Source organism: Asaia sp. Ae19-3 (assembly GCF_059801175.1).
In genome coordinates, this window is the sequence record NZ_JBCHWF010000001.1 from 3066561 (window position 1) to 3088471 (window position 21911).

At 61.2% G+C, this 21911-nt stretch carries 20 protein-coding genes; 6 read left to right on the top strand and 14 right to left on the bottom strand.

Going from position 1 to position 21911, the window contains the following annotated elements:
* Nucleotides 1-2: 2 nt before the first annotated feature.
* From plsY to gltX, 4 genes are read right to left on the bottom strand one after another with little or no spacing between them, the layout of a single operon-like run.
* Nucleotides 3-653, bottom strand: a complete 651-nt coding sequence (plsY, locus tag AAID99_RS13550; protein WP_188426706.1) for a glycerol-3-phosphate 1-O-acyltransferase PlsY — start codon at nucleotides 651-653, stop codon at nucleotides 3-5.
* Complete coding sequence (locus tag AAID99_RS13555) at nucleotides 650-1942, bottom strand: dihydroorotase (protein WP_188426707.1); 1293 nt, start codon at nucleotides 1940-1942, stop codon at nucleotides 650-652. The genes plsY and AAID99_RS13555 overlap by 4 nt, the downstream gene beginning before the upstream one ends.
* On the bottom strand, nucleotides 1939-2880 hold the full coding sequence (locus AAID99_RS13560) for an aspartate carbamoyltransferase catalytic subunit (protein ID WP_188426708.1): 942 nt from the start codon (nucleotides 2878-2880) through the stop codon (nucleotides 1939-1941). The genes AAID99_RS13555 and AAID99_RS13560 overlap by 4 nt, the downstream gene beginning before the upstream one ends.
* Nucleotides 2873-4279, bottom strand: coding sequence for a glutamate--tRNA ligase (gene gltX, locus AAID99_RS13565; RefSeq protein WP_498494132.1), 1407 nt, complete (start codon nucleotides 4277-4279; stop codon nucleotides 2873-2875). Before gltX ends, AAID99_RS13560 begins: the two co-directional genes overlap by 8 nt.
* Before the next feature lie 268 nt (nucleotides 4280-4547).
* Here gltX and AAID99_RS13570 point away from each other — a divergent pair, with 268 nt between their 5' ends.
* Together AAID99_RS13570 and AAID99_RS13575 are read left to right on the top strand one after the other, a co-directional pair.
* Nucleotides 4548-5618 (top strand): purine nucleoside permease, encoded by a 1071-nt coding sequence (locus AAID99_RS13570; RefSeq protein WP_371869857.1) that lies wholly within the window; start codon nucleotides 4548-4550, stop codon nucleotides 5616-5618.
* 63 nt (nucleotides 5619-5681) lie between these two features.
* Nucleotides 5682-7778 carry a ComEC/Rec2 family competence protein gene (locus tag AAID99_RS13575; protein ID WP_498494134.1) on the top strand — a complete coding sequence of 699 codons (2097 nt, stop codon included), beginning with the start codon at nucleotides 5682-5684 and terminating at the stop codon, nucleotides 7776-7778.
* A 3-nt stretch (nucleotides 7779-7781) separates the two neighbouring features.
* On the opposite strand, the gene AAID99_RS13580 is transcribed toward AAID99_RS13575, so the two are convergent.
* A complete protein-coding gene (locus AAID99_RS13580) occupies nucleotides 7782-9032 on the bottom strand; it encodes a cation:proton antiporter (protein WP_498494135.1) in 1251 nt (416 codons plus the stop codon).
* Nucleotides 9033-9247: 215 nt separating this feature from the next.
* Between AAID99_RS13580 and AAID99_RS13585 the strand changes: the two genes are divergently transcribed.
* The gene (locus AAID99_RS13585) at nucleotides 9248-9940 is read left to right on the top strand and encodes a M23 family metallopeptidase (protein WP_498494137.1); all 693 of its coding nucleotides are present in this window, start codon (nucleotides 9248-9250) and stop codon (nucleotides 9938-9940) included.
* A gap of 63 nt (nucleotides 9941-10003) precedes the next feature.
* Here AAID99_RS13585 and AAID99_RS13590 read toward each other — a convergent pair whose 3' ends face one another.
* Entirely contained in the window at nucleotides 10004-10291 is a 288-nt protein-coding gene (locus AAID99_RS13590; protein WP_188426713.1) for a DUF1330 domain-containing protein, read from the bottom strand.
* Nucleotides 10288-10974 carry an endonuclease III gene (gene nth / locus AAID99_RS13595; protein ID WP_498494138.1) on the bottom strand — a complete coding sequence of 229 codons (687 nt, stop codon included), beginning with the start codon at nucleotides 10972-10974 and terminating at the stop codon, nucleotides 10288-10290. The genes AAID99_RS13590 and nth overlap by 4 nt, the downstream gene beginning before the upstream one ends.
* A 116-nt stretch (nucleotides 10975-11090) precedes the next feature.
* Between nth and AAID99_RS13600 the strand changes: the two genes are divergently transcribed.
* Nucleotides 11091-12917 carry an ABC transporter ATP-binding protein gene (locus AAID99_RS13600; protein ID WP_498494139.1) on the top strand — a complete coding sequence of 609 codons (1827 nt, stop codon included), beginning with the start codon at nucleotides 11091-11093 and terminating at the stop codon, nucleotides 12915-12917.
* Between the two features lie 24 nt (nucleotides 12918-12941).
* Here the strand turns inward: AAID99_RS13600 and AAID99_RS13605 are convergent, their stop codons facing one another.
* The 3 genes from AAID99_RS13605 to AAID99_RS13615 form a co-directional block, all read right to left on the bottom strand.
* Nucleotides 12942-15077, bottom strand: coding sequence for a peptidase domain-containing ABC transporter (locus tag AAID99_RS13605; protein ID WP_498494140.1), 2136 nt, complete (start codon nucleotides 15075-15077; stop codon nucleotides 12942-12944).
* Nucleotides 15074-16390, bottom strand: a complete 1317-nt coding sequence (locus AAID99_RS13610; RefSeq protein ID WP_498494141.1) for a beta-barrel domain-containing protein — start codon at nucleotides 16388-16390, stop codon at nucleotides 15074-15076. Before AAID99_RS13610 ends, AAID99_RS13605 begins: the two co-directional genes overlap by 4 nt.
* A 120-nt stretch (nucleotides 16391-16510) precedes the next feature.
* The gene (locus tag AAID99_RS13615) at nucleotides 16511-16807 is read right to left on the bottom strand and encodes a hypothetical protein (protein ID WP_188426717.1); all 297 of its coding nucleotides are present in this window, start codon (nucleotides 16805-16807) and stop codon (nucleotides 16511-16513) included.
* Between the two features lie 368 nt (nucleotides 16808-17175).
* Between AAID99_RS13615 and AAID99_RS13620 the strand changes: the two genes are divergently transcribed.
* Nucleotides 17176-17805: a LysE family translocator gene (locus tag AAID99_RS13620; protein ID WP_332351141.1), complete on the top strand. Its 630-nt coding sequence runs from the start codon at nucleotides 17176-17178 to the stop codon at nucleotides 17803-17805.
* Here the strand turns inward: AAID99_RS13620 and AAID99_RS13625 are convergent.
* The 4 genes from AAID99_RS13625 to AAID99_RS13640 form a co-directional block, all read right to left on the bottom strand.
* Nucleotides 17788-18501: a hypothetical protein gene (locus AAID99_RS13625; RefSeq protein WP_498494142.1), complete on the bottom strand. Its 714-nt coding sequence runs from the start codon at nucleotides 18499-18501 to the stop codon at nucleotides 17788-17790. The genes AAID99_RS13620 and AAID99_RS13625 overlap by 18 nt on opposite strands.
* A gap of 19 nt (nucleotides 18502-18520) precedes the next feature.
* A complete protein-coding gene (gene rdgB, locus AAID99_RS13630; protein ID WP_188426720.1) occupies nucleotides 18521-19138 on the bottom strand; it encodes an RdgB/HAM1 family non-canonical purine NTP pyrophosphatase in 618 nt (205 codons plus the stop codon).
* Nucleotides 19135-19866 carry a ribonuclease PH gene (rph, locus tag AAID99_RS13635; protein WP_188426721.1) on the bottom strand — a complete coding sequence of 244 codons (732 nt, stop codon included), beginning with the start codon at nucleotides 19864-19866 and terminating at the stop codon, nucleotides 19135-19137. Before rph ends, rdgB begins: the two co-directional genes overlap by 4 nt.
* Before the next feature lie 105 nt (nucleotides 19867-19971).
* Nucleotides 19972-20760 (bottom strand): MOSC domain-containing protein, encoded by a 789-nt coding sequence (locus AAID99_RS13640; RefSeq protein WP_188426722.1) that lies wholly within the window; start codon nucleotides 20758-20760, stop codon nucleotides 19972-19974.
* Between the two features lie 80 nt (nucleotides 20761-20840).
* Between AAID99_RS13640 and hrcA the strand changes: the two genes are divergently transcribed.
* Nucleotides 20841-21887, top strand: coding sequence for a heat-inducible transcriptional repressor HrcA (gene hrcA, locus AAID99_RS13645; protein ID WP_229719823.1), 1047 nt, complete (start codon nucleotides 20841-20843; stop codon nucleotides 21885-21887).
* Nucleotides 21888-21911 lie beyond the last annotated feature (24 nt).

The window sequence follows — 21911 nt, forward strand, 5'->3', positions numbered from 1 at the left end:
CGTCAGATTTCCCGCTTCTTCTGCGGAGGCGGGTCGATGTTGATCCGCGATTCGCGACCCAGGATCAGGCGCCGTATATTGCTGGTATGACGCAGCAGGATGATGAGCGTCAGAATCAGCGTAGCAATAGGCAGAGGGCTATGCAGAGGCTGCTCACTGAGCGGCGGCATCAGAAAAGGCGCCACCGCAAACGCTGCGAGCGCCCCGGCAGAAGAGATGCGTGAGAGCTTGGCCACGGCAAGCCAGACGATGCAGCAGGCAATGCCTACTGGCCAGCACAGGGCAAAAAACACGCCCAGTCCGGTCGCGACACCCTTGCCGCCACGAAACTTCAGCCAGACCGGAAAGCAGTGGCCGATAACGACGCTGACACCGGCAATCGCCATGCCGGTTTGCAGATCGGCATCAAGCAGGAGCCGCACCATCAGAACGGCAAGCGCGCCCTTGAGCGCGTCGAGCAGCAGCGTGGCCGCAGCCAGACCCTTGCGTCCGGTACGCAGAACGTTGGTGGCGCCGATATTGCCCGACCCGATTTTGCGGATGTCTCCCGCGCCGCCGAGATGGCTGATCAGCAGGCCGAACGGGATACTGCCAATCAGATAGGCCAGCCCGGCGCAGAGCAGAAAAGGCGGCGTCAGCAGCGTGTGGATCATGCTGCCTCCCCGCCATAGACATGCCGTCCGGCTTTCCATGTGCCGAGAACACGGCCCCTGAGGCTGCGTCCGTCGAACGGGGTATTCTGGGCGCGGCCCGGCTGGTTGCCAGCCTCGACCACCCATTCGGCCTCGGGGTCGAACAGGCACAGATCGGCGCTGGCGCCGTCACGCAGGGTGCCGGCATCGCTGCCGAGCAGCTGCGCCGGGTTGCGCGTCATCAGGGTGATCAGTTGGGGCAGGGTCAGTGTCCCCTCATGCACGAGAGAGAGCCCGACACCGAGAAGCGTGGTCAGGCCCGTGCCGCCTGCGCTGGCCTGAGCAAAAGGCAGGCGCTTGTCATCGGCGTCCCATGGTGCGTGATCCGACGCGATGGCATCGATCGTGCCATCGGCCAGCGCCGCACAGACGGCGAGGCGATCTTCTTCCGCACGCAGGGGCGGCGAGAGCTTGGCATAGGTACGAAACGCGCCGATCGCGTCTTCATTGAGCGCGAAATAGGGGGGTGCCGTATCGCAGGTGATTGACAGGCCGCGCGCCTTGGCCTGGCGGATCAGGGCCAGACCCTCACCCGTCGAGACATGACCGAAATGCAGACGGGCGCCGGTCATTTCGGCAAGGCGGATATCACGGGCGATCAGGATGGCCTCGGCCGCTGCCGGAATCTGGGCCAGCCCCATGCGTGTCGCGAGCGCGCCAGCCGTCGCCGTGCCCCCCTTGGCGAGTGACGGATCTTCGGGATGCTGCACCACAAGGGCATCAATGCCCTTGGCATAGGCCAGAAGCTGGCGCATGCGCTTGGTGTCGGCAATGGCATGAATGCCATCTGTGAAAGCCACGGCGCCCGCTTCACGCAGCATGCCGAGTTCCGCCATTTCCTCGCCATTGCAGCCCTTGGTCAGCGCGCCATAGGGCAGGATGCTGACCAGACCCGTCTCTTCGCCACGGCCACGCAGCAGGCGCACCAGCGCAGGCTCGTCGATGGCCGGTTTGGAGTTCGGCAGGGCAGCCAGCGTGGTCACGCCGCCCGAGACAGCGGCACGGGCGCATGAGGCGATGGTTTCGCGATATTCGAAGCCCGGCTCACCGATCGCCACACGCATATCGACGAGGCCCGGAGAAAGAACGGCGCCCTTGCCGTCAATGATCTCGGCGTTCTCAGGCTTGCCCTCGGCGCCCGCCTTGTCCTGACCGGCAATGCGGCCCTCTCTGACCAGAAGGCGGCCGGAGGTGTCCGTGCCGGTTTCGGGGTCGATCAGACGAACATTTTCAAAAACAAGATCGGTCATGACGCTGTCCGCATGCGTGAAAGTCGGTCAAGAACGGCCATGCGCACGGCAACGCCCATCTCTACCTGTTCCTGAATGACGCTCTGCACCGAATCGGCCACGTCCGATGCGATCTCTACGCCACGATTCATGGGGCCCGGATGCATTACCAGCGCGCCCGGCTTGGCCAGCGCAAGGCGACGGCTGTCAACGCCATAGAAGCGGAAGAACTCGCGCGCGCTCGGCACCAGACCGGCGCCCATGCGCTCGCGCTGCAGACGCAGGGTCATCACCACATCGGCGTCCCGCAGCCCGCTTTCCATATCATGATGGATCGACACGGCCCCGAGGGAGGCCATGGCGGCAGGCACCAGGGTTGGCGGCCCGACGAGACGCACCTTGCTGCCCATGGCGGTCAGAAGATGGATGTTGGAGCGCGCCACCCGGCTATGGCCGACATCGCCGCAGATGGCGACAGTGAGGCCGCTCAGCGTGCCGAGATGGCGCTTGATGGTCAGCGCATCGAGCAGCGCCTGTGTCGGATGTTCATGCATCCCGTCACCGGCATTGACGACGCTGGCCTCGACCTTCTGCGCCAGAAGGGCCGGAGCCCCCGACTGGGCATGCCGCACCACCAAAAGGTCGCAGCGCATGGCATTCAGCGTGGCGGCCGTGTCGAGAAGCGTTTCGCCCTTGTTCACCGAAGACGTGGCCACCGTCATGTTGATGACATCGGCCCCGAGACGCTTGCCCGCCAGCTCGAAGCTGGTGCGGGTGCGGGTGCTGTCCTCGAAGAACATGTTGATCACGGTGCGGCCGCGCAGCGCATCACGGGGCGCGGTACGCGAGCGGCTCAGCAGGGCATAATTCGCCGCGAGATCGAGGAAAGGCGTGATCTCTTCGGCGCTCATGCCTTCGAGGCCGAGCAGATGGTGCTTTCGGGCGAGCGGGTCAGCCATGCGCGATCGCGGCTCCTATACGGGCCAGAACCTCGTCCCGGCCAAGGGCTTGCAGGGTCAGGTCGATACCGGGCGAGACCGTGCTGCCGGTCATGGCGGCGCGCAGGGGCTGCGCGACCTGGCCGAGCTTGATGGCCTTGTTTTCGGCAAATTCGCGAAGCGCCCCGTCGATGGCAGCAGCCTCGAAAGGCTCGACCAGAGCGAGCGCCTGAGCGACGCCGCGCAGCACGTCCTTGCCCTCTTCCGAAAGCTGCTTCTGTGCCTTGGCGTCATAGGTGAAGGGCAGGGAGCGCCCCAGAAACGCTGCGCTGTCTGCCAGTTCGGTCAGCATCTTGGCGCGTTCCTTGAGGCCCGGCATCAGCGTCAGCACCCGGGCGTGCAGGGTGTCATCGACTGTGACATCCTCGCGCTCCTTCAGGCGCTCGATCACGTCATTCGTCAGGCGGGCATCATCGGCCTCGCGCATATAGACGCCATTGAGATGGGTCAGCTTGATGTAATCCATGCGCGAAGGCGAACGACCTACGCCATCCAGATCGAACAGGCGGATCTGTTCTTCGCGGTTCAGGATCTCGGCATCGCCATGACCCCAGCCCAGACGCAGCAGGTAATTGCACAGAGCTTCGGGCAGGAAACCCTCATCGCGGAATTCCACCACCGACTGGGCGCCGTGACGCTTGGAGAGCTTGGCGCCATCAGGGCCATGGATGAGCGGCAGATGGGCGAAATGCGGCAGATCCCAGCCCATGGCACGATAGATCATTGCCTGACGGAAGGTGTTCGTCAGATGGTCGTCACCGCGAATGACATGGGTGATGGCCATATCATGATCATCGCAGACCACGGCATGGAGATAGGTCGGTGTGCCATCCGAGCGCAGGATGATCAGGTCGTCCATTTCGGCATTGGCCACGCGGACCTCGCCCTGAACCAGATCGTTGATGACGGTCTCGCCGTCGCGTGGTGCCTTGAGGCGCACAGCAAAAGGCGCGCCCTCAGGGGCTTCGGAAGGGTCGCGATCGCGCCACATGCCGTTATAGCGGGGCGGCTGGCCATTCGCGATGGCGTCTTCGCGCATCTGCTTCAGCTCATCGGCGGTGCAATAGCAGCGATAGGCCAGCCCCGTTGCCAGCAATTCCTGAGCCACTTCCGTGTGGCGCCCCTGCCGCGTGGACTGGAACACGGGTTCCTCATCCGCCGTGATTCCCATCCAGGCCAGACCTTCGAAGATCACATCGACTGCGCGCTGCGTGGAGCGCTCGCGATCCGTATCCTCGATTCTGAGCAGGAATTGCCCGCCATGGTGGCGGGCGAAGAGGAAATTGAACAGGGCCGCACGGGCATTGCCGATATGCAGCAAGCCGGTGGGAGAGGGGGCAAAGCGTGTGCGAACGGTCATGGCAGCTGCATAGCATGATTGAGGCCAGCACACTACCGGAGCGCGCTTTGTTGAGAAGCCGCTCATGCCCTGCGGCCTGCCTCTTTGGGAACCTGCGAGACGGGGGAAAGGCGCGTGCCTCTCGTGGGGGAAGCGGCCCATGGCGACCGCAGGTTCTGCCCGGCTGGCTTGAGAGGCGCCGCCCCTTGTTCTGCCAGAAAGCCCCGGCCCATCGGGAACCCGTCTGTCGGGGTTTGCATGGCGCAGTATTCGATGTCACGATATCGATATGAAAAAACCTTTTTCCCGTATGCTGCTTGCTTCTGTTGCGCTCTGTCTAGGGGGCGTAATGCCTGCTCTGGCTGAGGAGAGTGTCTCACCCAGAGTGATTATTGTCGCAGGGTGGGAAAACGGTGCCGATACGGGCGATGCGCCGGGTGAATATCAGGACTGGGTCGAGCGCGAGCATCTGACCGAACCCGTGGCCGTGCGTGGCGTGAAGGAGCCGATTCTGCGACGCAATGCGCAGGGAGTTTACGGGCTCGTTCTGCGGTCCGGGGCATCGGAGCTGATGGCACTGGCACTCGACCCGGCATTCGATCTGAAAAAGACCTACTGGATCTTCACAGGTATCTCCGGCGTCAATCCTAATGTGGCGTCTGTCGGCAGCGTGGCCTGGGCGCGCTGGGTGGTGGATGGCGATGCCCTGCGTGAGCTCGATGACCGGTCGATTCCTGCCGACTGGCCTTACGGGCTATACGCAATCGGGGCAGAGCGCCCCAATACGCTGCCTAAGGATGCCAATCATTATGGCTCGGTAACCGATGTGGCGCAGCTGACCAAGGCCTATCCGCTCAATCAGGGGCTGGCCCGCTGGGCCTATGATCTGAGCAAGGGCGTCAAACTGGCCGACGATCCCGAGATCGCCCGGCGGCGCAAGGCGTGGCCGGCAGGTTCTCCTGCCAGCAAACCGCCCATGATTCTCATGGGTGAGACATTGGGGGCGCTGCGCTACTGGCATGGCGAAGCCCGCAATAAATGGGCGCAGGACTGGGTGAAGCTCTGGACGAAAAATCAGGGCGTGTTCGTCATGACCAATGAAGAAAGCCAGACCAACCAGAAGGAAATGCGCCTTCTGGCCCAATGGGGTTATGTGGCGCCAGACCGCATCATGGTGCTGCGCTCCGGTTCGAATCCCTCCCTGCCGTCACCGGGCGTGCCGCTCACCCAGTCCATGGGTGATGAGGGCCCGGGCCAGATCATGGCTTTCGACAATAACGAGCGTGCTGGAGCCCCTGTCGTAGCGGAGCTGGTCAAACACTGGGATCGCTACCAGGATCATGTTCCCTCCGCCCCCTGACGATCCCGGGTCGGGGGACTCCAGAGGGCGTACGTCTTCTGACGGGAGGCGGGGAGAAGCCCCATGATTCCCGCACGGCTCGCAGCCTTTGTGGAATCCTGCCTGCTTGGGCAGGGCCGTGCTCTGGTTGCCTGGCTTCCCGTTGCCTGGGCTATCGGCAGCCTGCTTTATTTTCTTCCCCTCCATGAGCCCGGTTACGGTCGGGCGAGCCTCTGCGGCTTTTTGGGGCTGATGCTTCTGATATTCGGCTGGCGGCGTCTCACCGCTCGCGGGATGGGCTTCGTCGTGCTGATGGTCAGTCTCGGGTTTCTGGCGGCGCGTGGTCAGGCCTGGCGCCAGCCTCCCATGCCTGCCTTGCCGTCGATCGCCGTGACAATGCACGGCGTGATTGCCGATGTCTCGAGCCATGGCGAGGAGGGGCATGTTGTTCAACGCCTGCGGCTCAGTCAGGCCGTTTTCGAAACCGGGGTCGATATCGGCATGGCCCCGCTCAGACGCGATCTGCTGCTCTTTACCCATGATGAACAGAATTACGCACCGGGCATGGTGGTGCGGCTGAACGCTGTGTTGCGGCCGCCTGACTGGCCCGATTTTCCCGGTGGTCGGGATCGCCAAAGGGAGGGCTGGTTCGATGGTCTGGCCGGAACAGGGCGCGTTCTTGGTGTGCCTGATATTGTGCAGGCCCCGCAGGGTCACGCGCTTGGGCGATGGCGTCTACATATTGCGGCGGTTATCGCTACGCATCTTTCAGGTCAGCGCGCCGCCATTGCGTCGACTTTGCTGGCCGGTCATGGCGAGGGAATCAGCCAGAAGACCCGTGACGCTTATGCTGCGTCGGGCCTTGCCCATATTCTTGCCGTTGCCGGGTTGCATCTGGGGCTGGTCATGGGAGCGGTGTTCTTCATGACGCGACAGGCGCTGGTGCTCTGGCCGTGGCTGGGTCTGCGTCTGCCCTGTCGTGAGATCGCGGCCCTCATGGCCCTAGCCTCCGGGCTGATCTATGTCGCGCTCACGGGCTTCCATCTCCCGGCCTTGCGCAGTCTTGGCATGGCAGGGCTGGCGACGCTGGCCCTTCTGACGGGGCGGCGTGTGCTGTCGATGCGGTCTCTGGCGCTCGTGGCGCTTGTGCTGCTCATGGCGTCTCCCGTGCTGGTACTGGATCTGTCTTTTCAGATGTCGTTTGCGGCCGTCATGGCCTTGATCGCCGGTTATGAGGCGCTGCGTCCGCATTTCGTCAGGCGCGCCGAACAGGGAAAGAAAAACGGGCTGGGACATCATCTCGCCTTGCTGTCTCTCACAAGTGCGCTGGCCGGGGGGGCGACGCTGCCTTTGGTCATGGCGGGATTTGGCAGTTTTCAGCCCTGGTTCATTCTGGCCAATCTCGTTGCCGTGCCGGTTGCGGCATTCTGCGTCATGCCTGCGGGGCTTCTTTCCTTGCTGCTGATGCCGTTCGGTCTGTCCGGGCTGGCGCTCTGGGTCATGGGGCAGGGGATCGGGCTGATCTCGTCGCTGGCCGAATGCGTGGCCTCTTTCCCGCTGGCCCATGTGCCTGTCCCGCATATGGGCTGGGAAGGTCTGGCGCTCTATATGGCCGGGCTGGCAGGGTTCTGTCTCTGGCGGGGGCGTGCGCGCTTCGGGTTTCTGCCCCTTCTGATGCTTGGCGTGGTGTCGCCTGTGCTTGGCGAAAGCCCTCTGGTACTGGTGTCTCCAGATGCGGGTGTAATCGCTTTTCAGCAAGACGGTTACTGGGTTGCGGGGCCGCATAATGGGCTCGCAAACCGCATTCTGGAGGCGTGGCAACGCGCCTGGCCTCTGCCTGTCATGATGTCTTCCGCAAGCCCTGCCTGCGTGGCGAGCGGCTGTACCCTGGCGCTCCCCATGTCGGTTTCACTGTGGTTTGCCTTGCCCTCGTCAGAAAGTCGGGCTGCGGCGTGTCAGCAGAGGGGCTTTATCGTCAGCGCTGTTCCCCTGCCTGAAGACTGTCGCGCTGGCGGGTTCATTGATCGTTTCACGGTCTGGCGCGACGGCGCTGTCCTGCTTCGGGTGCAGGGTAACAGCCTCAAGATCGTCTCCGATCGCTCGTGGCGGGGCGCGCGGCTCTGGGTGCCGCGCGTCGGATTTCGAGGCGTGCCGAACCTGCCCATGGCACAGACAGAGTAGAGGCTATTTGCTCTTGGGGTAGAAATGCAGCGCCACGCGCTCCATGGTCAGGCCCTGAACCAGAATGGTGAATACCACGATCCCGTAGCAGATAGGCGCTAGAATATCCTTCATCGGTCCCGGTGGCAGGGTCAGGGCGAGCGAAAGCGAAATGCCGCCGCGCAGCCCGCCCCAGGTCAGCACCGCGAGCATACGGCCTCGATCCTCACCATAGAGATGGATCGGCAGGATTGCGAGAAACACGCTCAGCGCACGGGCAGCAATCGAGAGCGGAATTCCCAGAAGCAGGGCCCACAAAGCATGCATGCCCGGAATGGTGGCCAGCACCTCGAAGCCGATCATCAGGAAAAGCAGCGCATTCAGAACCTCATCGACCAGCGTCCAGAAGCTGTTGAGTTCCTCGTGGGCGTGGTCGTCCATGCTGCTTTTGGCACGTTCGCTGCCGAGGCAGAGTCCCGCTACCACGACAGCGATCGGCCCGGACATACCCAGCGCATGGGCCAGGCTGAATGTGCCTGCTGCAAGGCTGAGTGAGACCAGAAGCTGAAGATGACTGTCGCGTGCGGAACGGAAGCAGAGAAGCCCGATCATGCCCGCTACAAAACCCAGGGCGCTGCCGCCGATGGCCTCGAGACCGAATGCTTCGAGCGCATCGAACAGGGTCAGGTGATGGGCTTCCCCGGTTACAAGCGTCATGGCGAGGCCGAAGATGACGATGCTGACACCGTCATTGAACAGGCTTTCCCCAGCGAAAATGGCCTGTATGGGCCCCGGCAAGCCGAGGCGGCGCAGCATGCCCACCACCGAGACCGGATCGGTTGGCGCGAGAATGGCGCCCAGCACGACGCACCACAGAAAGGGCATCGGCAGACCGACAGCAACCATCACCCAGTACATCGCGCCACCAAGCAGGAAGACGGCAAGAATGGTCCCTACGATGGCAAGGAAGAGAACCGAGAATTTTCGCGCCATCAGCTCGCGCGTATTGACCTGCAACGCACCGGCAAAAAGCAGAAACGACAACGCCCCGTCGAGCAGATTGCCGGGCAGATCTGCCGAGGCCAGAAGGTTCATCGGCAAGGTGTGCAGATCGACGCTTGGCAGGGCGAGGTCGAGCCCTTTCACCACAAGCGATCCGACCAGAGCGATCAGCAGGATACCGATCGTCATGGGCAGCCGCAGCAGCTTGTAATTGAGAATGCCGCAGATAGTGCAAAGCGTCAGCAGAATGGCGAACAGGCTGAGTGAGGACATGAAACCTTCGATACGTCTGGGGCCGGGCGTTCCGAGCGGGGAGATACCGTTTTACCCCAAGAGAACGTGAACGCACCCTGTTCGTCCAGACTCTCACATTATGTCATCCTGGCAGGCATGATGACCGGCCCGGAAGGTGGCTGGACTCGCCGGAAAGCCTCTTCATGGCGCGAGTGCCTTCTATCGATGCAGTCGTTGTAAAAAGGGTGTGCTTCATGAATTCAGCCCGCAAAATGGCGCTTCTTGTTCTTCTGTCCCTGATGGGGGGCGGTTTACAGGCGTCGGCAACGCCCAGCACCGCATTGCTGCGCGCCTATCATGAGAAGCTCAAGGCCATGAACCTGCCGCCCGGTCTGGAAGAGATGGTGCCTGAATCGACAGTCATTCATCAGGTCACACTGGCACCGCTTTTCGACCAACCCTTCGTCTGCGGGGAGCACCCACTGGGCCAGCTGACAACCGCCGGTGATGCGCTCGGTACGGATTGCATGATTGTCGGCGGCGCTTCGGACGCCGCCGGGTTCAACCGGCTCTACAGAGGCTCAGGAGAAAAAAACGAGGACTGGTATGGGTGGAAGGCGCCAGTCCACGCGCCTTCTGACGCGGTTGTGGTCTATGTCCATGTCAATCCGGCGGTCAATGTACCGGGGAGCATGGGCAAACCGCCTGCAAGCATGATCCTGTTCAGACGACAGGATGGGGTGGAGGTTGTCTACGCCCATGTGCAGGATATCCGGGTCAAGGCCGGTGACCACGTAAAAGCAGGCGATGTGGTGGCCGTCGACGGCAATAATGGCGTCGCCCGCAACCCGCATGTGCATGTCGGTGCCTTCAGGGGCACCGAACCGTTCCAGATCCGATGGGATCTCGTCGCCATGGGTGCTGTCGACGCCTTGCGCGCCAACTAGACCTGTCTCCGAACCGTCTTAGGGCACGGATCGGAGAAGCTAGGTCTCAGCGCGAAAGAACGATCAGACCCCTTCGACGAGGGTGGCGCGGTATTTGGCGCCAAGGAAGCGATGCTCGCGCACCTTGCGATAGGCGTCACCGTCATACCAGGCGAGGGCTGTTTCACGGCTGGGGAATTCCACAATCACGATGCCCTCGGGCTCATTGCCTTCGAGCGCCTTCTGAGCTCCGTAAGCGACGATCGGCTTGATCGGATGACCCTCGAAAGTCTCGGCGACCAGAGAGAAATAGGTGTCGAGTTCCTTCTGATCGAGGGTCTCTTCGCGGGTGAAGACGATATACGTGCTCATGCAGGTTCTCCTTTTCTTTCAAGAATCTGGGTCTTGAGCGGGAAAAGACAAGGCGTAAAAACGACACAGCGCCAGCATTCGGGGCTACGTGCCTTGCAGACATAACGCCCGTGCAGGATGAGCCAGTGATGCGAAGGTCGCAGCATGTCGGGCGGAATGCGCTTGATCAGCCCGTCTTCCACAGCCCTCGTGGTCTTGCCCGGTGCCAGTCCGGTACGATTGCCAAGCCGGAAGATATGGGTATCGACCGCCATGGCGCTCTCGCCAAACATCACGTTCAGCACCACACTGGCTGTCTTGCGTCCTACCCCGGCCAGAGCCTCAAGCGCAGCCCTGTCGGCGGGAACGATCCCGTCATGCAGGGCCAGAAGCTGCTCGGAGAGCTTGAGAACATTCTTCGCCTTGGCGCGCCAGAGCCCGATCGTGCGGATATGGGCGGCGATGCCTTCCTCACCCAGGGCCACCATCGCAGCCGGATCGGGCGCATCGGCAAACAGACCGGCCGTCACCTTGTTAACCGATTTATCCGTGGCCTGGGCGGAAAGCACGACGGCCACGAGCAGCGAAAAGGCGTCGCTGTAATCGAGTTCGCTCTCGGCATCGGGATTGGCCTCGGCGAGCGAGGTGATGAAATCGCGCGCCTGGGCGCGTGTCATGGCCCGTCTGGCCGAGGGAAGAGACATCAGAACCATTTCGTCATGTTGCATAAGAGCGTCTGAGACCCCACAATAAGCGCTTCCCGATCAAGACTTCCAGTATGCCCGCCCGGTCGCGTCATCCGGCGGAGGAGCTTCCTTTCGTGTCCGATTCCGACCAGAGCGCCCAGAAAAAGGGCGAGAAAAAGCGCGATATTGCCTTTGTGGAGATCGTGCGCTTCGTCATGCGCCGCTGGCTGGAACACCCGGCTTTTCTGACGCGCACCCTCATGGGTATTGCGCTTGCCACGATTGCGGATGTTGCGACCCCCGTCCTTTCCGGGCGTCTGGTGACCGATATTTCCAGCCATACAGGCGGGGCGCCGCATGATGCGTCGCAGCTTGCGCTGCGAAACGATGCACTGCTGATGGTGGGGGGACTTATTGCCCTGGGTCTTGTGGGGCTGCTGGGTCGTCGTTCGTCCTATCTGGGCATCACCCATCTGAGTCTGGCCATCATGCAGCGCGCGCTTTCCCAGGGCTTTGCCCGCGTGCAGCGTTTCTCGACCGACTGGCATGCCAATAATTTTGCAGGCTCGACGGTGCGCAAGCTGACGCGCGGCATGTGGGCAATCGACACGCTCGACGATACGCTGCTTCTCCTGATTGCTCCGGAGGTGCTGGTCCTGACCGGTACCACGCTGGTGCTGGCCTGGCATTCGCCATTCATGGGGGCGGTTCTGGCGCTCTCTGTCGTGCTGTTTACCTGGCTTTCGGTTATGCTGACCCTGCGTTACGTCGCGCCGTCCGCCCGTGCCGCCAATCGCTGGGATACGAAGGTTGGCGCAGCCATTGCCGATGCCGTGACCTGCAATGCCGTGGTCAAGGCTTTTGGCGCCGAGCATCGTGAGGAACGCCGTCTGGGCCGGGTGCTGCGCGCCTGGAGCAACCGCACCTCGCGTACCTGGATCAGAGGGACCAACAGCGCCAATCTTCAGGGCTTTGCCTCGCTGGTCATGCGTATGCTGCTGGTTGCGTTGATCGTCTGGCAGTGGTGGCAGGGCAAGGCCGGCCCGGGCGATGTGGCCTATGTGCTGACCATGGTGTTTCTGGTGCAGGGTTATCTGCGCGATCTGGGGCAGCAGGTGAGCCAGGTTCAGCGTTCGGTCAACGAGATGGAAGAACTGGTCGCGATTTTCGATGAGGCGCCGGGCGTTCAGGATCGCAAGGGGGCGAAGAAGGCGGCTTTCACCCAGGGGCGTGTGCGCTTTGAAAAAGTGACGTTTCAGTACCCTGGTCAGGATACGCCACTCTATCAGGATCTCGATGTAACCATTTCGCCCGGCTCGCGCGTGGCGCTGGTAGGGCCGAGCGGCTCGGGCAAGACCACCTTCACCAAGCTCATCCAGCGGCTTTATGACACCAGTGAGGGGCGGGTGCTCATAGATGATGTGAATGTGCGCGATGTCACGCAGGACTCGCTGCGCGCGCGCATTGCCATCGTCCCGCAGGAGCCGATGCTGTTTCATCGTTCGCTGGCCGAGAATATCGCCTATGCCCGCCCGGGCGCTACCCAGGCCGAAATCGAACGGGCGGCACGGCTTGCCAATGCGAGTGGCTTTATCGAGCGCCTGCCCGAGGGCTATGCCACGCTGGTGGGTGAACGCGGGGTCAAGCTCTCAGGGGGCGAGCGCCAGCGCGTGGCCATTGCCCGCGCCTTCCTGGCAGATGCGCCGCTGCTGATTTTCGATGAGGCGACATCAAGCCTCGATTCCGAATCAGAGGTGCTGGTTCAGGATGCAATGCATCGCCTCATGGCGGGTCGTACGGTGATTGTCGTGGCGCATCGTCTTTCCACGGTCATGGAGCTCGACCGTATTCTGGTCTTCAGCAAGGGCAAGCTGATGGAAGATGGCGCCCATGGCGAGCTGGTGCAGCGTGAGGGTGGCATCTATCGTCGCTTGTTCGAGCTGCAATCGCTCGAAGGCTGAGTGACAGGCAGCCCATAGACTGGATCACGCCGAGCGACCCTGCGGGATATACTCCTGCAGCGAGCCGCCGGGCTGAAATATGTAAATCCGGTCGGCATGGGCAATCGTGGCCGGGCGATGGGCCACAATGATCTGGGTGATCTTCATCTCCCGCAGCGCGGCGGCGACCTGGGCCTCTGTCATTTCATCAAGATGGCTTGTGGCTTCATCCAGGAACAGGATGTCTGGTTTGCGGTACAGCGCCCGTGCCAGAATGAGGCGCTGTTTCTGCCCACCTGAAAGGCCAGCACCCATATCGCCGATAAGAGTGTCAAATCCCATCGGCATACGGTCGATATCCTGCAGAATGGCCGCATGGGCGGCGCATTGCCTGACCCAGCTCTCATCGGGGTCTTCGGCAAAACCGCTGATGTTTTCGGCAATCGAGCCCGAGAAGAGCCCGTCATCCTGGAGCACACCGACAATCCGGTTACGATAGCCCTCCAGCGTCAGCGCCGCGATATTGTTGCCATCCAGCGCAATCTGTCCGTCTGAGACTTCCATCAATCCCATCAGCGCCTTGAGAAAGGTGGTCTTGCCGCAGCCTGACGGTCCGACGATGGCAATGATGCGGCCTGCCGGGACGTCGAGCGAGACATTCTGGAAGATCCAGGGATCATGTGCGCCATACCGCGCCGAAAGACCCGTGCAGGTCAGGGCGCCACGTATTGCATCCGGCGTCTCTGCGACCAGAACCGGCGCTGCCTCGCATGGTTCGATTTCAGTCATGACGATATCTGACAGACGCTCGGTCTGGACGCTGAGCATACGGATCTGGAAGGCACTGCTGATCAGACTGCCGATACGCCCGGCAAACTGATCCTTGTAGGACAGAAAAGCCACCAGCATGCCCACTGTCATGGCGCCTTTCATGACTGCCAGGGCACCAAGCACCATCATGATCAGGCGGTCAGCACCGAAAATCATCTCGGCAAGACGACCATAGATCAGGTCATAACGCTGGATACGAAGCCGCACATTGATGCTGTCGATAATGAGGTTGAGCCAGGAGGTGCGACGGCGTTCCCTCAGGCCCAGTAACTTGACGCTGGCCATGCCGCGCAGTGTCTCGATGAAATGGCTCTGCTGGCGCGCATCGAAAACGATCTGTTCCTCATTGGCTTCACGATAGAGGCGATAGGTGAACAGACGCAGGCAGACATCCAGAGCGACGGCGGCAAGGGCGACGGCGCCCAGCCATCCGCCATAGATGAAGAGCATGATTCCCATGCCGATCGCCATCAATCCGTCCATGATCGTCTGGACCATGTCGGTCGTCATGGTCTTCTGGATAGAGGCAATCGCGTTGAAGCGGGAAAGAATGTCGCCCACATGGCGCTTTGCGAAATAATCGAGCGGCAGACGTGACAGATGGTTGAACAGCCCCGTATTCCATTGCAGCCCGACCCGCGTGCCCAGGATCAGCACAGACCATTGCCGGACACAGGCAATCAGCAATTGCAGGAAGAGCAGCAGCGCAACCCCTGCCGCAATGGTGCTGAGCAGTTCGTGGTCGGAAGTCACAACGACTTCGTCGATGATCACCTGCGAGACCATCGGCATGACGATGGCGATGGTCTCGAGCCCTAGAGACAGGATTCCCAACATCAGAAGCGATGAGCGCAATCCGGAGACATGGCGGAAAAGATCCCGCAGGCGCAGGGTTTCCCGGTCGTCTTCCTTGCGGAAATTCTCGTTCGGAAAAGCCTCCAGGGCGATGCCGGTAAAGTCACGCGAGACGACATCGAGGCCAAGCACACGTCGACCGAAGGCGGGATCGTGGATGGTTGCCTTCGTGCCCGAGACCTTTGTCAGGACGACAAAGTGGTTGAGGTTCCAGTGCAGGATGCAGGGCAGACGCAGGCTGGACAATTCATCCAGATCGAGGCGCACGGCACGGGTTGCAAGCCCGACCCGTTCGGCTGTTGCCATCAGGTCTTTAAGGGTACTGCCCTTGATGGACAGGGAGAAACGCCGTCTGAGTGTCGGCAAATCGATGCGATTGCCATGATGCCCCATGATCATGGCAAGGCAGGCCATGCCGCATTCTGCCGCCTCGACCTGCAGGATTACCGGGGTTTTGGGCTGAAAGCCGAATTCGAGTGCATTCAGCGCCTTCATTGTCCGCGCACCATGCCGCCGCTGACCATGTAGATGTCGTCGCGCACGCTGATCAGAGGGTCGAACAACCACTGGTAGAGTCTGCGTGTATCGATTGCGATGTCAGCCTGAACCGCCATGCCTGCCTGGAGGGGCCGTTGCCGCGAATAGGCGGTGACATAGGATTTTTCAGGCATGATCCGGATACGATAAAGGCTTTGCCCGTTGTCGCCGCCCTGTCTGCCCGGCTGCGCGGGCGGAGAAATGCCCTGGGTGCTATTGGAATCTGTCACGGTAATCGGCGCGCGGGTGACCTCAAGCACTTTGCCGCGATAGAGGCCAAACCGTTGATAGGGATAGGCGTCATAACGGAGCAGAACCGGCTCCCCTTCATGGAGGAAGCCGATCGAGGCGCTGTTGACGAACAGCATGGCTTCGAGCGTATGGCCGGCAGGCAGGAGTGTGGCGAGCGTCTGCCCTGACTGGACATGCTGGCCGCGATTGCTGCGAATGGCGGTCAGAATGCCGTCTTCAGGGGCGGTTACGACATTGCTGCGCTGGGACTCGCTTTCGATGATCTGCTGATCGACCTGTGCAATCTCCTTGTCGAGGTCGTTGAGATCGCGCATCTGCTGACTGTCGTAGCGGATCAGCTTGGCCGTCAGCTCGGCAATCTGTCCCTCGATGCCGGAGAAATTCTGCAGAAACTGGGCGTGGCTGCTGAGAAGCTGCGCGTAGGTATAGAGCTGGTTCTGAAACTGCGTTTCGGTGACGATATGCTCGGTTTTCGCTGCCTGCATACGTTTCATCGCAGACTCAACCATCGGCAGCACGTTGTTGTCGTTGTCGAGCTGCCGCCGGATTTCTTCATGCTGCTGGGTCAGAAAACGGATCTGGGTTGCGATGGAGGTCTTTTCGATCGGACCATCCTTGATTCTGAGATCCTTCTGTTTCCTGAGGATGACACTCTGCTGGCGCAGCTGCGCCAGAACGCGTTCCTGCGTGGGGCCGGAGCTGGAGGTCGACTCGATATCGATCACATACAAGACGTCGCCCTTGTGAACATGCTGTCCTTCCATCGCATTCTGCACGGCAATCACGCCTGTGGCATTGACGGCGACGGTAATGAGACCGGAAGGCGGAGCCATGTAACCCGTGGCATGAACACGGCGCGTATAGACACCAAATGCCACATAGCAAACTGCCGCCAGGCACAAGGCGAGCGTCGCCAGAGCAACCAGGCGGAAGGAAAGGGGCTGGATAACCTGTACCCGGCCCAGCCAGGACTGGCGGCGGGAATCGAGTACCTCCTGCCTGAAAAGGTCAGAGGACATCAGAAACGGGCAGGTAAATCATAAAGGCCAGGAACACGAAGACAGATGTTTGATGAGGTGATCATGCAGGAGGATGGTTGGTCTGGCAGGCTTGAAGATCTGCCTGCCAGACCAGGACATTCAGGCCTGATTGGCCTTGGCTGCCGCGATGATCTGGGAAATGCCCAGACCCATGGTCTGGACGGCCTGCGGTACGCCGCTCAGGTTATGGGAGGCGAGAGTGTCGACCACTTCGCCGATCCCGGTTCCCAGGTTGGTGGCAGCCGTCAGGGCGCTGGCATTTGGCGAATGACCGTTGATGGCCGTGCTTGCCCAGTCAACGATATTGCCGATTGCGCCACCGAGTTGCGATCCGAAATTGCTGAAGAAGCCAGCGCCGCTGACTGAGTCAATCTCGGCAATATTCAATTCACGCATGGTCTTGACCTTCTTGCTTGTTGCACTGCGGGCCTTTGGTTGGACCCTGTGCAAGAGAATGCTTTTTATTTGAAAAACACTAAAGTAATGGTCTGGTAAAAATTTCGATACCGGCATGTTGTATGAGTGGTTATTAATGGAAATCCCAAATTTTTTGCAAATATCCGGTTAAAAATCAGAATAATTCGTTAATTGTCGCTCTCTCTTCGACCGATTGGCCGGATGCGTGTCTCGCTCGCTACGCGCTGAAAAAAACCGTGATAGACCTTGCCGGTTCTCGAATCGTGATGCAGGGGGATGTGACAGGGTGAAGGCCTTGTTTCGCGATCTGGGCCAATATCTTGGCGTCTCTGTCGGATGAAATGATCATGACCATGCAGACCTGGTGGCTTTTCGTGGTCACTGTTTTCTTCATCTCGGCAACGCCGGGTCCGAACATGATGCATGCCTTGAGTCGCAGCGTTCAGGTCGGGTTCAGACGCAGCACGGCTGCCATGGCCGGATGCATCTCGGCGCTGTTTCTCGCTCTTGTGCTGTCGATGGTCGGTATCGGGGCAGTGCTGGCCGCCATGCCGCGTCTGTTCGATGTCATTCGTTATGCAGGCGCAGCCTATCTCGTCTATCTCGGGATCAAGGCCTGGCGTTCAGGCGACGATGCAACTGATGCGACCAGCGGCGGTGGCAGCGAGAGCCGGGCAAGTGCCTGGAGCCTTTATCGCAACGGCTTTCTGGTGGGCATCAGCAATCCAAAACTGCTGCTGTTTGCGGCGGCGTTCTTTCCGCAATTCATCGATCATCACAAGCCCGTCCTGCCGCAATTCGGCATCCTGCTTGTGACCTATCTGTTTTCGGACACGCTCTGGCTGTCCGTCTACGGTATCGGTGGCCACTCGCTTTCGCGGTTTTTGAGCCGCCGTCCGGTCAGGCGGGCTTTCAACCGCCTGACGGCCATCGTTTTCGTAGCGTTCGGTGTCGTGATCTTACGTGCGAAGGCTTGATCCGACCGTACCATGACTGGCGCTCAGTCCTGTCAGCGTAACAGTCACGGTGTCCGGCGTGGTGCCGATATCCTCAACGACATGGGCGCCCGTACGGAACACGACAGGGATGGAAAGCGCCTGACGGGTCAGATGCAACTGGCTCTGCGTTCCGTTGACGAGGGTCGTCACCTGTCCGTCTGCCTGTGTCTGAAGGGCAATATGCGCCTGATGGGTGGCGTCAATCGTGCCAACTGCCACCCCATTTGCGGGGGCATTGTCGATCATGCCGCGCAGCACCACGCGATCTCCGTCGACCACCAGCCTCAGCAGGGGGGCATTGTCATTATCGGGGCCGAGTTCGGCCAGAACGATCTGACCTGATTTCGGGAACTGGTCGATATGGAGCGCCGTGCTGAAGGCGGCCGGTGCATCCTGCACACGCCAGAGATGGCTTTCCGAGAGCTCCGTTCGCGGCTGACGGGCGTGATAAGCTGTCGGCTTGCGGGCCCCGCTGCTGAGCGTGATGCCACCCGGAACCAGATGATAGGCCGGGTTGTGGGCCGAAGCGAGCGTGGCGGTCGGTTGCACCGAGATACTGAAAGGCTGTGTTTCACGCAGTTCGAAACCGGTCGGGTCGAAAAGCGGTGCAGCGAGAGCGCTCGCCATGAAGGGAGCAAGCGCACAGGCAGCGAAAAGAAACGGGCTTGTCTTCATGACGGCAACTCCAGGCGTATCAAACAGGGTCAGTGCTGACGCAGGTTTTCAGGAACCGGGTCAACGCGCGACCGCGATGACTGGTCGCATTCTTCTCATCGGATGAGAGTTCGGCAAAACTGCGGCAATCGCCTTTGGGCACGAACATCGGGTCATAGCCATGACCGTGATCGCCTCTCGGCGGCCAGCAGATCGTCCCTTCGCAGCGCCCTTCGGCGAAGCGTGTTGTGCCATCCGGCCAGGCAAGGCAGAGAACGGCGACAAAAGCAGCCTTCTTGTCTGCTGAATCGCCCATCTCGTCATGCACACGCTGCATGGCGACCATCATATCGCCACCCGGTCCGGCCCAGCGGGCTGAATAGATGCCGGGGCGTCCATTTAGCGCCGAGACACAAAAGCCGGAATCATCCGAAAGCGCGGGCAGGCCGGTGGCTCTGGCTGCTGCCAGAGCCTTGATGGCGGCATTGCCCTCAAAGCTGTCTGCTGTTTCTTCCGGCTCGGCCAGATCGAGTTCGGCAGCCGAGACAATCTCGATTCCGGTCTCGGCCAGAAGCGCACGAAATTCGACCAGCTTGCCCTTGTTATGGCTGGCGAGCACGATGCGCTCGCCACGGCTCAGGCGCCGTTCGCTGCTCATTTGACGCTCTCGAGCGCAGCACGCTGGATTTCGAACAGCCGTGCCGTGCCGGTCTTGGCCAGCGCCATGAGAGCGTTGAACTCGGCCTCGCTGAAGGGGGCGTCTTCAGCCGTGCCCTGAATCTCGACAATGCCGCCTTCGCTGGTCAGCACGAAATTTGTGTCTGCCTGAGCCGAGCTGTCTTCGACATAATCGAGATCGAGCACCGGGCCAGCCTCGGTCAGGCCGCAGGAAACGGCAGCGACCTGCGCGCGCAGCGGCGAGCGCTTGAGCGTGCCAGCCTTGATCTGCTTGTCGAGCGCGATGGCGAGTGCAACCCAGGCGCCGGTAATGGCAGCGCAGCGCGTGCCGCCATCGGCATTGAGCACGTCGCAGTCGAGCGTGATGGTCATTTCACCAAGGGCGCGCAGATCGACGCAGGCGCGCAGGGCGCGACCGATCAGACGCTGGATTTCCTGGGTGCGGCCGGACTGCTTGCCCTTGGCAGCCTCGCGGTTGCCGCGCGTGTGGGTGGCGCGGGGCAGCATGCCGTATTCAGCGGTGATCCAGCCCTGACCCTGGCCACGCAGGAAGGGCGGCACGCGGTTTTCGATCGAGGCGGCGCAGAGAACTTCGGTACCGCCGACGCGGATCAGCACCGAGCCTTCAGCATGGCGGGCGAAGCCCGGCTCGATGGAGACGACGCGGTTTTCATCGGCCTTGCGGCCGGAAGGACGGGTGCTGGACATGATGTTCTTTCTGCTTTCGGTCGTATTGACGCTATCGGAGAGCAGCCTTAGCGCGTCATGTCTCGATTGACAAAAGCGCTGAAGGCGAAAAACGTCCTTGCGGCCTCAGGCGAGGCAATCGATCCGATCGCCCAGCCTGATGGCACCGCCCCGCCGGATGATGGCGTTCTGTCCGAACATGACCCCGCCCGGCTGGTGACGGAACCCGGTCATTGTCCTGAGTGGTTCTCGCGCGACGGGGATGGTGCCTGTCTCCTGATCGATGGTCGTGACGATGCAGCGGCTGCAGGGCTTGACCAGTTCGAGTTCAACGCTGCCGATCTTCAGGATACGCCATGTGTCTTCGGCCCAGGGCGTCTCTGACTCGACCACGATATTGGGTCTGAACCGCTCCATGGGTACGGGCTGGTCGAGGCGTTCATTGAGATCGGTCAGAGAGGCCGTATTGGTCACGAGTAGCGGAAAGCCGTCGGCAAAGCTGACACTGCCGAATTCGGCTGGTCGCGCCCGCTCTGGTGCCGCCATGTAGACGAGGCGACAGGGTGTTTCGAGAAAGGTGCTGACCCATTCCGCTGCCGCATCGCCCGCATCACGTGCCTCGATGTCACGGTCTTTCCACACGCTCACAAGCGCAAGGGGCGCGTCTGGCCCCGGTGGCACAAGCATGAGAGGCGCTGCCGTACCGCCTGACAGATGAAGATTTTCGCCCTCTAGGGCCGTGATGATGCGCGCCATGGCGGGATATTGGCGCTGCGTCATGAATTTGCCTTCCGGCGAGACCACCAGCCAGCGTCGGTCACCCCTTGGTCCCCATGGTTCCAGATCAAGCGCCGCAACATCGATGCGATGCAGGCTTTTGACTGGATGGATGTATAAGGCGGCAATACGGGTCACGAATACGACTCCAGATCCGGGTGGAACGGTAACAGGACCATGGCCCTTTCAGCCGGGCAGGTCACGCGAAAGGGCTGGGCATGATCGATCTCTCAAGCCTGCCGGGTGGTATGGATGCCCGTTCGGCCAAGGTGCTGCGCGAAATCGTCGAGCATTACATGGAGACGGGTGACCCGGTGGCGAGCAAGACTCTGGCCCAGAGACTGACGCCTTCTCTTTCTTCCGCCACGATACGCAATGTCATGGCCGAACTGACCCAGGCCGGTCTCTTGTTCAGCCCCCATGTGTCGGCAGGGCGTCTGCCGACAGAAAAGGGTGTGCGTCTATTTGTCGATGGACTGCTCCAGTTCGGTGCGCTGGATGACACGGAGCGCGCGCAGATTGCCGGCAGACTTGCGCTGAAGGGGCGGTCGATGCAGGAGACGCTGGCCGAGGCATCATCGATGCTTTCCGGCCTCTCGGCTGCGGCAGGGCTCGTTCTGGCGCCGAAAGGCGATGGCGCGCTCAAGCACATCGAATTCGTGGCGCTTGGCCCGGGCAAGGCGCTCGTCATTCTCGTTGCGGCAGACGGGCAGGTCGAAAACCGCGTTATCGAGACGCCACCCGGTCTGCCGCCCTCGGCGCTGGTCGAGGCCGGTAATTATCTCAACTCCCTGCTGGGCGATGTCACGCTGGCTGCCTTGCGCCAGCGTGTGGCGGCCAATCTTCAGCAGAATCGCTCCGATCTCGATTCTCTGGCTGCGAGCGTGATCGAAAGCGGTCTGGCCATGTGGGACGAGCAGCACGGTACGCTCTATCTGCGCGGTCAGGGAAACCTCCTGACAGATATTACCGAAATCGAGAAACTCACGACCATCCAGATGCTGTTCGAGCGGCTTGAAGCGCAGGAGACCATGCTGCGGCTTTTGCAACTGGCGCAGGATTCTGACGGGGTGCGCATCTATATCGGCGCCGAGAGCGGGTTTTTCGGCATGTCCGGTGTCTCGATGGTGGTGGCGCCCGCCCGCAATGAGAACAACCGGATTGTCGGTGCAATCGGAGTGATAGGCCCGACACGGCTCAATTACGGGCGCATCGTGCCGGTTGTGGATTACACGGCGCGTGTCATCGGTCGCTTGCTGAGCTGATATTATTTTTAAAAATCACTCGCA

What these genes read in the sequence shown, in the direction of transcription:
- AAID99_RS13610 (WP_498494141.1), bottom strand. Translation starts at nt 16,390, where the DNA reads ATGTCCTCTGACCTTTTCAGGCAGGAGGTACTCGATTCCCGCCGCCAG.
- gltX (WP_498494132.1), bottom strand. Translation starts at nt 4,279, where the DNA reads ATGACCGTTCGCACACGCTTTGCCCCCTCTCCCACCGGCTTGCTGCAT.
- AAID99_RS13575 (WP_498494134.1), top strand. Translation starts at nt 5,682, where the DNA reads ATGATTCCCGCACGGCTCGCAGCCTTTGTGGAATCCTGCCTGCTTGGG.
- rdgB (WP_188426720.1), bottom strand. Translation starts at nt 19,138, where the DNA reads ATGAGCAGCGAACGGCGCCTGAGCCGTGGCGAGCGCATCGTGCTCGCC.
- AAID99_RS13560 (WP_188426708.1), bottom strand. Translation starts at nt 2,880, where the DNA reads ATGGCTGACCCGCTCGCCCGAAAGCACCATCTGCTCGGCCTCGAAGGC.
- AAID99_RS13615 (WP_188426717.1), bottom strand. Translation starts at nt 16,807, where the DNA reads ATGCGTGAATTGAATATTGCCGAGATTGACTCAGTCAGCGGCGCTGGC.
- AAID99_RS13555 (WP_188426707.1), bottom strand. Translation starts at nt 1,942, where the DNA reads ATGACCGATCTTGTTTTTGAAAATGTTCGTCTGATCGACCCCGAAACC.
- plsY (WP_188426706.1), bottom strand. Translation starts at nt 653, where the DNA reads ATGATCCACACGCTGCTGACGCCGCCTTTTCTGCTCTGCGCCGGGCTG.
- AAID99_RS13620 (WP_332351141.1), top strand. Translation starts at nt 17,176, where the DNA reads ATGACCATGCAGACCTGGTGGCTTTTCGTGGTCACTGTTTTCTTCATC.
- AAID99_RS13605 (WP_498494140.1), bottom strand. Translation starts at nt 15,077, where the DNA reads ATGAAGGCGCTGAATGCACTCGAATTCGGCTTTCAGCCCAAAACCCCG.
- AAID99_RS13585 (WP_498494137.1), top strand. Translation starts at nt 9,248, where the DNA reads ATGAATTCAGCCCGCAAAATGGCGCTTCTTGTTCTTCTGTCCCTGATG.
- nth (WP_498494138.1), bottom strand. Translation starts at nt 10,974, where the DNA reads ATGTCTCTTCCCTCGGCCAGACGGGCCATGACACGCGCCCAGGCGCGC.
- hrcA (WP_229719823.1), top strand. Translation starts at nt 20,841, where the DNA reads ATGATCGATCTCTCAAGCCTGCCGGGTGGTATGGATGCCCGTTCGGCC.
- AAID99_RS13580 (WP_498494135.1), bottom strand. Translation starts at nt 9,032, where the DNA reads ATGTCCTCACTCAGCCTGTTCGCCATTCTGCTGACGCTTTGCACTATC.
- AAID99_RS13590 (WP_188426713.1), bottom strand. Translation starts at nt 10,291, where the DNA reads ATGAGCACGTATATCGTCTTCACCCGCGAAGAGACCCTCGATCAGAAG.
- rph (WP_188426721.1), bottom strand. Translation starts at nt 19,866, where the DNA reads ATGTCCAGCACCCGTCCTTCCGGCCGCAAGGCCGATGAAAACCGCGTC.
- AAID99_RS13625 (WP_498494142.1), bottom strand. Translation starts at nt 18,501, where the DNA reads ATGAAGACAAGCCCGTTTCTTTTCGCTGCCTGTGCGCTTGCTCCCTTC.
- AAID99_RS13570 (WP_371869857.1), top strand. Translation starts at nt 4,548, where the DNA reads ATGAAAAAACCTTTTTCCCGTATGCTGCTTGCTTCTGTTGCGCTCTGT.